This is a genomic window from Paenisporosarcina sp. (assembly GCF_049671445.1).
Classification (GTDB): Bacteria; Bacillota; Bacilli; order Bacillales_A; family Planococcaceae; genus Paenisporosarcina.
Window position 1 is genome coordinate 1 of record NZ_JBATUX010000131.1, and the last position, 9,858, is coordinate 9,858.

Consider the following 9,858-nt stretch of genomic DNA (forward strand, 5'->3'; position numbering starts at 1 on the left):
GCGTTGCAGACTTCTCTTCTCGCGGATATGCTTCAACTGATGGCGACTATGTCATCCAACAAGGTGACGTTGAAATCTCGGCTCCAGGTGCAGCAATTTACTCTACTTGGAACAATGGTGGCTACAATACAATCAGCGGTACTTCAATGGCTTCACCACATGTAGCTGGTCTTGCTGCAAAACTGTGGGCATCAAACCCAAGCTGGTCAAACGCAACATTGCGCGCGAACCTTCAAAACAAAGCAAAAGCAGTCGATATTAAAGGCGGCTACGGTGCCACTACTGGTGACGATTATGCATCAGGATTTGGTTTTGCACGCGTGAAATAAAAGAATCAATTGGAAGAAGGGCTGTCCTAAAAGTCATGAAATATGACTTAGGGCAGTTCTTTTTTTAGTGCGGTATATTTCCGTTACAGACGGAAGCTTTCCGCGGGCATGGCCTCAGCCTCCTCGACGAGCAAGCTCGCCTGCGGGGTCTTCAGCTCATGCTATTCCCGCTGGAGTCGCCGTCTTCCACTCCAATCAAACATAAGTTCATAATGTGCAAAACAGAAAATTATCAACTGGTTACAATTTTCAAATGTAGGTTGAGAAAAAGACTCATTTTTCTCAACTTATTTGCCTTATTGTCAACCCAGTACTTTCTGTATTAAGTCAGGTCAATAGGTTGCTTGTATAGATTTTCTTAGAAAAGGCGAAAATGAGTATGTAGTTTATAAACAAATACGGGGAAATGTGAAAATCTTATTATCAAATCAGAATAAGTTTTCAAAGGAGAATAGTATGACTGAAATTAGTAATTTAAATGAAAACAACCGCCATAAGTACGCCACCCGTAATTTATGGACAGGGATTCTATTCGGCCTCGGTTTAGTTGCTTTTATCGATGAGGCAGTGTTTCATCAGTTATTACATTGGCATCATTTTTACGACAAATCCACGTCGGACATTGGATTAGTTTCAGATGGTTTGTTCCATTCATTCAGTTGGTTTGCAACCATAGCTTCTTCGTTTTTATTAGCAGATTTACATCGAAGACAAGCTTTTTGGCTCAAAAGGTGGTTAGCGGGTCTGTTTCTTGGAGGAGGGGCATTCCAGTTGTTCGATGGAACCATCCAACATAAGCTTTGGGAATTGCATCAAATTCGCTACGGTGTAGATATTCGTCCATACGACATGATCTGGAATCTTACAGCTTTGGCCATGATTTTAGCTGGAGTCTTACTGATTGGTAGAGTAAAACTTCATTCCTATCAAACCGGAGATGCCAAATCGAATGGGGAATAATCATAGTCATGTTGACGATAATGAATTGATTTTTCAACTCGTAATGGTTATGCCTTTTGTGGTTGCGTCGGTTTTATATTTTGTCGCTGTCGTTGTATCTAACAAGCGACTTAAAAAACAATGGTCGCCAGTACGAAGCACTTTGTGGGGTGTTGGTGTTGTCCTTGCGTTACTTGCCGTCGTCGGTCCGCTAGCAGAACGTGCTCATGGGGATTTTAGAGCGCATATGGTGGGGCATGTGCTTCTTGGCATGTTGGCACCACTACTTTTGGTTTTAGCTACACCAATGACACTTATCCTGAGAACACTCCCTGTTAGGCTAGCTAGACGTTTAACACGCCTTTTGAAGAGTTTGCCGATGCAAGTCATCACGAATCCACTGTTTGCGGCATTCCTAAATGTAGGAGGGCTTTGGTTCTTATATACGACAGAGTTGTACGTGTTGATGCAACAGAACATGATTGTGCATATCCTAGTTCACATTCATGTGTTCTTAGCGGGATATCTTTTTACCATGTCCATAATCTATATGGAACCAATTCCGCACCGATTAAGTTTTACATACCGATCTATAGTGTTAGTTCTAGCATTCGCTGCCCATGGAATCTTATCTAAGTATATTTATGCACATCCGCCTAGTGGAATTTCGGCAACGCAGGCTGAAACTGGCGGACAAATTATGTACTACGGTGGAGATGCAATTGAACTTATATTAATCGTTATTTTTTGTTTTCAATGGTACAAAAACGCACGCCCACGTGGTGTCTTATTACAAAGCTATGGTAAAGAATACGGGTGATATTGAAAAACCAACGAAAATCGGCTATACTCATTTATTAATTTACATTATTTTACTATTACAACTAAATCCATGATTTTTACAACTAAATTTTCAAAAATTACAACTAAGTGTCCCATTTTTACAACTAAACACTCGAATTTTACAACTAAATTTGAAAAATGATTAAAACACACTACTTTAACAAGGTATTTAGCTCGCTAAGTATCAAAAACCACTGCTCCATAGTCAAAATCATGAAAAAGAGGAGCTAATGACTACATCATTTAGCATCTCTCTCATGCGGAACGTGGGGCCAGCGTAAATGTACGATTACAGAACCTATTACAAAGAACCATTTTGTGCTCATAATCAAAACACCCACTCATAATGTAGGAAACTACACACATGAATGGGTGTTTTATTTGTAATTAGTTTGGATGAATCTCTTCATTTGCTGAAGGGTCTTTTGTTACTTTACGATCTAGAGTATTTATTACTTGTTTATTTAACTCATCGACCATCAATATATCGACGGTTTTCATATCCTCGTGCATATCGAATAAGCTTATTTTGTCTGTTTTTACTCCGTCAGGATTATCTGAAAAAATCCCCGTTGCAAGTTCACGATCTTCTTCTGTGAAAACCCTTTTCTCCATTACATTCGCATCCTTTCAAACCAAATTCACCAGTTATGTGACAGGAACTATTCCTCCTAGTATGTCCGTGTGTTTTTTCACTATGCATCACACAAGATGAGTAAAGCTCCAATTGATTATTCGATGTTTTGAAGTTGATTAAGAACATCACGGAATCTCTGTTCTTCTAGTTTTAATCTGAAATCGCGAAATGGGTTGCCTTGGTTTTTCATTCGATCTAAAACTGCTGGAATTGAAAATAAATCAGGCTTTAGGGAATCATTAACCTCTTGCCAATTTAGTGGAGTAGCAACGAGACCTTTTTCATTTCCCCGCGGAGAATATGGTGCCACTATTGTTTTGCCTTCATGATGCTGTACGTAATCCAAATACAATTTATGTTGCCGGTTCTTTTTCAATCGCTCTGTAGTAAACCATTGAGGCTCTTGCTCGCATAAAAAGTCACAAACAAACTTGGTAAAGACACGAGTGTCATCGTAAGAAAATTGATTCACCGGCAAAGGAATATAAACTTGGATGCCTTTGCCACCAGAAGTTTTCACAAAAGAGGGAAGACCGAACTGATCGAAAATGGCTTTCATACGTAAAGCTGCTTCTATCGCTAATGAAAACTCCTGGACTGAAGGTGGATCTAAGTCAAAAACGATTTCAGTTGGCATAGGTGTATGGATGGTTTGAAAAGGAATATGAAACTCTAGAGCAAGTTGATTTCCGAGCCATAATAAAGTCTCAACATCGTTACACATAATGTATCGAATATCCTCGTCTTTTTTAGTGGTCACAAAATCAGGAACGTAGTCAGGCGCATTTTTTTGATAAAAACTTTCGCCGAGCATACCATGCGGAAAACGAATAACTGTTAGCAAACGGTCCCGTAAAAATGGGAGCATAAAAGGAGAGATATGCTGCAAATAAAGTAAATAATCGTCTTTCTGGATAGAACTTGCCGGCCAAATGGGCTTTTCGGGATGTGTAATTTGTATGGCTTCAGGGACAGGAAAGAGTTGACGTTGTAGTTGTTGCCAGTGACAATCGCTTGGTTCCTTTTCAAAGTTAAAGGTATGGAACCGAGGTTCTCTTAAGTGTTTTCCGTCAAAATCAATGCAAGCAATTTCAACGCAAATGGATGGTTCTAACGCCCATATATTTTTACCAGTCTTCAAACCATTTGATTGGAATAGAGTAACGAGTGTTTGTAGCTCATCCTCTTTAAGACCATGGCGGAAGGTCACCACTTCGACGAGCTCATCATTGATATAAATGGCACCATGGAAAAAGCCATTACTTTTATCATATTTCGTGAGGACAACAGTGACATATCGCCAGTTTTTGATTTTTTGCCAATAGGGAGTTCGTTTATTACTTTGCCACTGACTCATTTTTTGCTTGGCAATGATGCCTTCCCCGTTATTTACTGTGACCTTATTCCATAATTCATCGCTTTTGTCATAGACGTCGATTGCTTGAAGTTTACGAGTGTCTTCATAATTAATTGATATAGGAAGATCCATCGTTTGAAAGAGCTTTTTTAGTTTTTGCTTACGCTTTGTGAATGCAAGATCGGTGTGACTTTCTCCTTTGACTGTCAAAAGATCGAAAGCAACAAAATGACAGGGGAATTCTTTCACATGATTCTTAATCACGCTTGGTGTTCGCATGCGCCCTCTCAGTTGTACGATTGAAAAACTGCTTTGAACATTATTGATTAAATAAACGAGTTCTCCGTCAAGAGTTAGAGGTAAAAACGGACGAATTCGATCATGAAGCTCCTGACAAAAACCAATGATTTCTGGAAACTGTTCACTAAGGACTTTGCCATTTCGGCTCTTCAGTTGTGCGCCATTTTCTTCCCACTCCAATAGGCAACGAAAACCATCGTACTTCGCTTCATACAGCCAGTCTTTGCCTAAAGGGATATCTGTTGCCGCTGTTAAAAGCATCGGTTTCACTTGTGTACCTACTCTCGTTTTTTGTAGTAGCTTTTGATTAATTCCCATTCTTGATACATAAATATGCTCAAAACATTGCATAGTAAGTAAAAGAAAGCGTAGGTGTAAGCAAATGCATACAGTTTGGAAAGGAAGCATTAGCTTTGGACTTGTAAATATTCCTGTGAAACTTCATACAGCGACTGAAAACAAAGATATTAAATTGCGACAACTACACAAAGAATGTAATACGCCTATTAATTATCAAAAAGTTTGTTCAGGGTGCAAAAAAGAAGTTCAAAGTGAAGATATTGTAAAAGCATATGAGTACTCGAAAAATAAGTTTGTCGTGTTGGACGATGAAGAACTGGAAAAGTTAAAGAAAGAAAATGAAGATAAGGCCGTTGAAATCATCGACTTTGTAAAACTAGAAGAAATCGATCCCATTTATTTTGAACGCAGTTATTTCATGGCACCTGATAGTGGTGGGGGAAAAGCGTATTCTCTTTTAAGAAAAGCATTGCTGGAATCTGGCAAAATAGGCGTGGCTAAAATCATGATTCGTTCAAAAGAGCAGCTGGCCATTGTACGTGTGTTTGAAGAATTGCTCGTAATGGAAACGATTCATTTTCCGGATGAAGTGCGCAGTGCGAAAGATGTTCCGAATATTCCAAGTGAGCCAGTAGTCGTGCAAAAAGAATTAGACACGGCGCTCATGCTTGTTGACCAATTAACGACGACGTTTGAACCCGAGAAATACACAGATGACTATCGCACAGCACTAATGGAATTAATTGAAGAGAAAAAGACTGGCAAACAGACAGTCACTGTTAGCGACAAACAACCGGTTGCTCCTTCGAATGTGACAGATTTAATGTCCGCTCTCCAAGCTTCACTCGATAAAACGAAAAAGAAAAAGCCGGCACCAAGAAAGCGCGTGGCAAAAGCAAAGACTTCCTAATAGAATGTGCAAAAAAATTTTCATTACTCAAACAAAAACCTCCTCAATTTTCGAGGAGGTTCATTGTATTTTTTGAATCTACTGGATAACTCCTGTACCATTAGAAGGAAGAGGAGGGAATGTATGATGACCAATGAAACACATCGAGCCACAATCATTTATACGGAAGTCGAGCGATCCATCGATTTCTATAACCAAATGCAAAAAATTGCTACGCATCACGAATTGACCATTACACATGAAGTTGTTAAAACGGCACGGGCAGAGTTTACGCTTCATCAAGTGATGGATGTTTCCTATAAACCCTTCTCTTCTGCAGCTGGGATCTTATATCTTCATACCAACCAAGGCGTATTTCCTTTTAATATTCACAGCAATCCACAAAATTTTATCGATACATTTCGTTCTTTAAAATAAACAATCACTTTTCATCAAACGAAAGATCTTTTATGAAGGTGGTCATATGGTTTTGTACGCTCTCATAGTAGCTTAGATAATTAGGTAAATAAGATTCATTTAATTGAACCATTGGGATGATTTTAAAATTGCGTTTATTTTCATGGTAGCCATAAGTAGGTACGAAACTTGGATTACTTAATGAAATGACTGATTTCCCCGAGGAAGCAGTTTTGGTTATTTCTACTCCGCCAATCCCACCAGTTAGTCTCTCTAATCCTTCTTGCGCTGATAAAAAATTCCCCAAACTATACATAACGAATGTTCTCGAACCATCAACACGTTCAATCCAATCTACTGGTTGTAAGACATGTGGATGATGACCAATAATGATATCAACGCCCATATCCGAAAGTTCATTAGCTAAATCAAGTTGCATTTGATTTGGTACTGTTTCGTATTCATTTCCCCAATGCATGGAAACCACCACCACATCTGAGAGAGCTTTAGCTTTTTCAACATCTTGTTTAATTAATGACAAGTCAATCAAGTTGATTAAATAAGGTTTATCTTCAGGCACAGGTAACCCATTCGTGCCATAGCTATAGGATAGAAAGGAAAAGCTAATTCCATTTTTAATAACCGTTCGAATATCCTCACGATCTTCCTCAGACTTAAATGCTCCTGTATAAGTCATCCCAATACTGTCCCAATAATTAAGAGCGTTAACGATACCCTTTTCACCTTTGTCTAAAGTGTGGTTATTAGCAATCGTTACAATATCGATTCCTGAATCTTTTAAAGCATCCCCAATTTCATAAGGACTGTTAAACAACGGATAGCCGGAGAGACCAAGCTCTGCTCCACCAATCATGGTTTCTTGGTTCGCAACGGCAATATCTGCTTCTTCTAAAAAGGGCTTCACTTTCGTAAACATAGAAGAGAAATCATATCCGCCTTGAGGAGTCGCAGCATCATGATAAACAGGTTGGTGTATCAGGATATCGCCAATGGCTACGAGTTTTACGCTTGTTACAATTGGTTTTGTTAAAGACGTGTCTACTGGAATCGGTTTTTCTTTAGGTTGATCAATTTCCGTTGCTTCCACTACAGGTATAGGTTCAAGGGGCATTTCGTTTGCCGGTAACCTAGAACAACTGACAAGTAGTAACGAAAATGTAATTAACATGATGAGTTTTTTCATTTTTTTCCTCCAACATATTCTTTTGCAACGAGTTAAAAAGACTGCAGCAAGTGTGTACAGTCTTTACAAATATAACGACTCTAAAACGTTTGAAGCATGGAGGACTGATTTTAGAGAAAGTTGTCATGTTTTTACTCGAATTCATTCCTTGAAAGGGTAGTGATTTTGTTGAAAAAACGCAATATATGGGAATGTGTGAAATCGGGTAAGTAATAAAATAAACATATAACTATCATATACAAAACTTTACAATATTGCACTGCTAATAGTTAATTAATACAATATAATGTGTCGAAAAAATAAATTAGACACTATATATTGATTTGTTAACATGGGCGTTATATAATTAATTTGAAAATATATGGGAACTCACTTCATGAAATTAACATGTTAATTGAAGCAAAACCACATCGATTTCAATCATTTTTTAGTAAGCGTTTCATATAAAGAGAATTCCACTGGAGTGGTTCGTTGCTTGGCCCTGAAATAAAAGGTGTTTTTTAGATGATTGATAAAGCGATACGCAACTAAAAATCATAAGGGTGTGGGGGAAATGAATATGCAAACACTTGGAAAGAAAAATGTTACGTTAAAGCAAATAAATAGCAAAAAACAAGAGATGTATAAAAAAGCCAAAAATTTTGGCATGACTCATCCACTAGTGGTCGCATGCAGCCAAGAGTTAGATCTTTTATTAAACCAGTATCAAGGATTTCACCAATACGAATATGTTGGTTGAATAAATAAAAGCAGAAAAATCGGCTACTTTAACGATTTTCCTGCTTTTATTATGGATGAATTTATAAGAATGATAGAAAAATGGGAAAATTAACATTTTTTATGACAAAGCATCTAGAAGTTTCATTCTTATCATATATAATTAGAAGTAAATAAAGAGAAAAGAAGGGGTCGCCATGTTTCCAACTAAATACAGAAGACGCAATACCGTGGCATTTACTGTGCTCGCATATTTTACTTTCGTTGCAGGAGTGGTTATGTTTTCAATCGGTCTTTACAATGCGGAAAATTTACAACTGAACGAAAAAGGATATTACATCGCAGTGATGATTTTAGTGGCAGTTGGAGCCATCCTCACACAAAAAGTGACACGTGACAATGCCGAAGACGACGATATTCTTGCAGAACAAGAGCGTCATTTGAACAACTTAAGAACTCCAGTTAATTCGAAGGAATCATAAAAGAGCATATGAGTTTCATCAAAAAAGACAAGATGCAGATGCTGATTCTGCGATCCTGTCTTTTTTTTCATGGATTAATGCTTTTGGAAGGCTACCCAAACCCTTTTCTATTGGTGCCACCATGTACTGGGTGTTCCATATTTTTACTATTACAACTAAACTCGTGATTTTTACTACTAAAGCGGAAAAAATTACAACTAAATCTCCATTTTTATAACTAAACACGCAAAAATTACAACTAAATCGAAAATGACACTTTAAAGGGTGTGCTTTTGACAACTTTATTATCACTACTAGGTATAAAAACTAGTTTCTCTATACATACTTGAACTATCAATCATTTTTACGGAGGAGAGATCACATTGAATAAAGTAGAGTTTAAAAAGAATTTTGATATTGGTTATGAAGAAATCGTGTTTTCAGCTAACCACGATGAAACGACGATTCGAATCAAAAACAATTACTCAGTGCCTTCTTCAATGGTAACCTCCTCTATTAGCCAGATAGAAGGAACATTGTTTGAAGAGAAAAGATGGGGCTTTATCTTTTCGGAACTCGTAGAAATTGAATCTGGTATGAACGAAGAAGTTCATATTGAATTAGGTCGATTTATAGTTGATGAAGAGAATTTTGATGAAAGTGCCTTTATTAAACATTTAATCAACCAAGTAACGAATAAAATTTTGTACTCGGATTATTTTACCGTGCTAAAAAAAATAACCGTTCATTGAAGTTTAAAGACTATGTAAGAGAGAATATAGAATGCAAAAAAACCGTCTCAAAACATTTACTATGATTTCCGGTGAGTTTTAGAAAGCACCGTACTGCAACATTAAAAAGAAGTAAGAGGACTGATGTGCTTTTGACACATCAGTCCTCTTACTATTTCATGTAATCCTACAGCAATGATGCTTCTATTGTAGCCATACAACCTTAGGAAGGCTATTCAATTTCTATTGCAGTCAGAATTTCTTCTATGCTTTCTATCGGTATACTGGATATCAAGCCTTCAACGGTAAGTAAATTGTTTTGGTGAGTGAAATATGCTTTATAATACAATCCGTTACTGTATAGAAAGATTTTCCTATCGTTAATTTCCACTTCTTTTTCTAATGTGTATGTTCGTTGTATTTGTTCAATTATGTGCTGATTTCCATTTTCACTAAAGTGTTGTGTCACGGATATATCATTCGTATTAATTGGTGATGAATAACTAAAAATCACCATAAAAGAAGTATCATTTTTTTCCGCAGTGACAAAGGGAGATTTATTGTTTTTTAAGAAGTCGACCTTTTCATGTAAGTCTAAAGGTAATAATATGGGTTGCTGTATCTCAGACAATTCAGCACTCTCCATCATAACCTCTTCATATTTTACTAAATTAATTTTTTGAACGGGTTTTTCTGTATCGACCATGTTGGCGATTTCTAGTAGCTGTTCCTCT

12 protein-coding genes are annotated in these 9,858 nt (G+C 37.3%); 8 read left to right on the top strand and 4 right to left on the bottom strand.

Annotated features, from left to right (window positions below; translation table 11 throughout):
- The 3 genes from WBG45_RS16265 to WBG45_RS16275 all read left to right on the top strand — a co-directional run.
- A partial coding sequence (locus WBG45_RS16265) for a S8 family serine peptidase (protein ID WP_424416131.1) occupies window positions 1–329 on the top strand: 329 nt, incomplete at its 5' end.
- A 456-nt stretch (window positions 330–785) separates the two neighbouring features.
- Window positions 786–1,289, top strand: a complete 504-nt coding sequence (locus WBG45_RS16270) for a DUF2243 domain-containing protein (protein WP_424416132.1) — start codon at window positions 786–788, stop codon at window positions 1,287–1,289.
- On the top strand, window positions 1,279–2,088 hold the full coding sequence (locus WBG45_RS16275) for a cytochrome c oxidase assembly protein (RefSeq protein WP_424416133.1): 810 nt from the start codon (window positions 1,279–1,281) through the stop codon (window positions 2,086–2,088). Before WBG45_RS16270 ends, WBG45_RS16275 begins: the two co-directional genes overlap by 11 nt.
- Window positions 2,089–2,498: 410 nt before the next feature.
- Here WBG45_RS16275 and WBG45_RS16280 read toward each other — a convergent pair whose 3' ends face one another.
- Together WBG45_RS16280 and WBG45_RS16285 are read right to left on the bottom strand one after the other, a co-directional pair.
- Window positions 2,499–2,726: a hypothetical protein gene (locus tag WBG45_RS16280; protein ID WP_424414267.1), complete on the bottom strand. Its 228-nt coding sequence runs from the start codon at window positions 2,724–2,726 to the stop codon at window positions 2,499–2,501.
- Between the two features lie 116 nt (window positions 2,727–2,842).
- Window positions 2,843–4,723 carry a DNA ligase D gene (locus WBG45_RS16285; RefSeq protein ID WP_424416134.1) on the bottom strand — a complete coding sequence of 627 codons (1,881 nt, stop codon included), beginning with the start codon at window positions 4,721–4,723 and terminating at the stop codon, window positions 2,843–2,845.
- A 64-nt stretch (window positions 4,724–4,787) separates the two neighbouring features.
- Here WBG45_RS16285 and WBG45_RS16290 point away from each other — a divergent pair, with 64 nt between their 5' ends.
- Together WBG45_RS16290 and WBG45_RS16295 are read left to right on the top strand one after the other, a co-directional pair.
- The gene (locus WBG45_RS16290) at window positions 4,788–5,615 is read left to right on the top strand and encodes a Ku protein (RefSeq protein ID WP_424416135.1); all 828 of its coding nucleotides are present in this window, start codon (window positions 4,788–4,790) and stop codon (window positions 5,613–5,615) included.
- Window positions 5,616–5,738: 123 nt separating this feature from the next.
- Window positions 5,739–6,032, top strand: coding sequence for a hypothetical protein (locus WBG45_RS16295; protein ID WP_424416136.1), 294 nt, complete (start codon window positions 5,739–5,741; stop codon window positions 6,030–6,032).
- A gap of 4 nt (window positions 6,033–6,036) precedes the next feature.
- On the opposite strand, the gene WBG45_RS16300 is transcribed toward WBG45_RS16295, so the two are convergent.
- Window positions 6,037–7,215 carry a CapA family protein gene (locus WBG45_RS16300; protein ID WP_424416137.1) on the bottom strand — a complete coding sequence of 393 codons (1,179 nt, stop codon included), beginning with the start codon at window positions 7,213–7,215 and terminating at the stop codon, window positions 6,037–6,039.
- Window positions 7,216–7,768: 553 nt separating this feature from the next.
- On the opposite strand from WBG45_RS16300, the gene WBG45_RS16305 reads away from it, so the two are divergent.
- The 3 genes from WBG45_RS16305 to WBG45_RS16315 all read left to right on the top strand — a co-directional run bounded on the left by WBG45_RS16305 (window position 7,769) and on the right by WBG45_RS16315 (window position 9,145).
- On the top strand, window positions 7,769–7,954 hold the full coding sequence (locus tag WBG45_RS16305; protein ID WP_424416138.1) for an aspartyl-phosphate phosphatase Spo0E family protein: 186 nt from the start codon (window positions 7,769–7,771) through the stop codon (window positions 7,952–7,954).
- 175 nt (window positions 7,955–8,129) lie between these two features.
- A complete protein-coding gene (locus WBG45_RS16310) occupies window positions 8,130–8,414 on the top strand; it encodes a YiaA/YiaB family inner membrane protein (protein ID WP_424416139.1) in 285 nt (94 codons plus the stop codon).
- Window positions 8,415–8,776: 362 nt separating this feature from the next.
- The gene (locus WBG45_RS16315; RefSeq protein ID WP_024536066.1) at window positions 8,777–9,145 is read left to right on the top strand and encodes a hypothetical protein; all 369 of its coding nucleotides are present in this window, start codon (window positions 8,777–8,779) and stop codon (window positions 9,143–9,145) included.
- Between the two features lie 211 nt (window positions 9,146–9,356).
- Here the strand turns inward: WBG45_RS16315 and WBG45_RS16320 are convergent.
- Window positions 9,357–9,858: hypothetical protein (locus WBG45_RS16320; RefSeq protein ID WP_424416140.1), on the bottom strand; the 502-nt coding region annotated here is incomplete at its 5' end.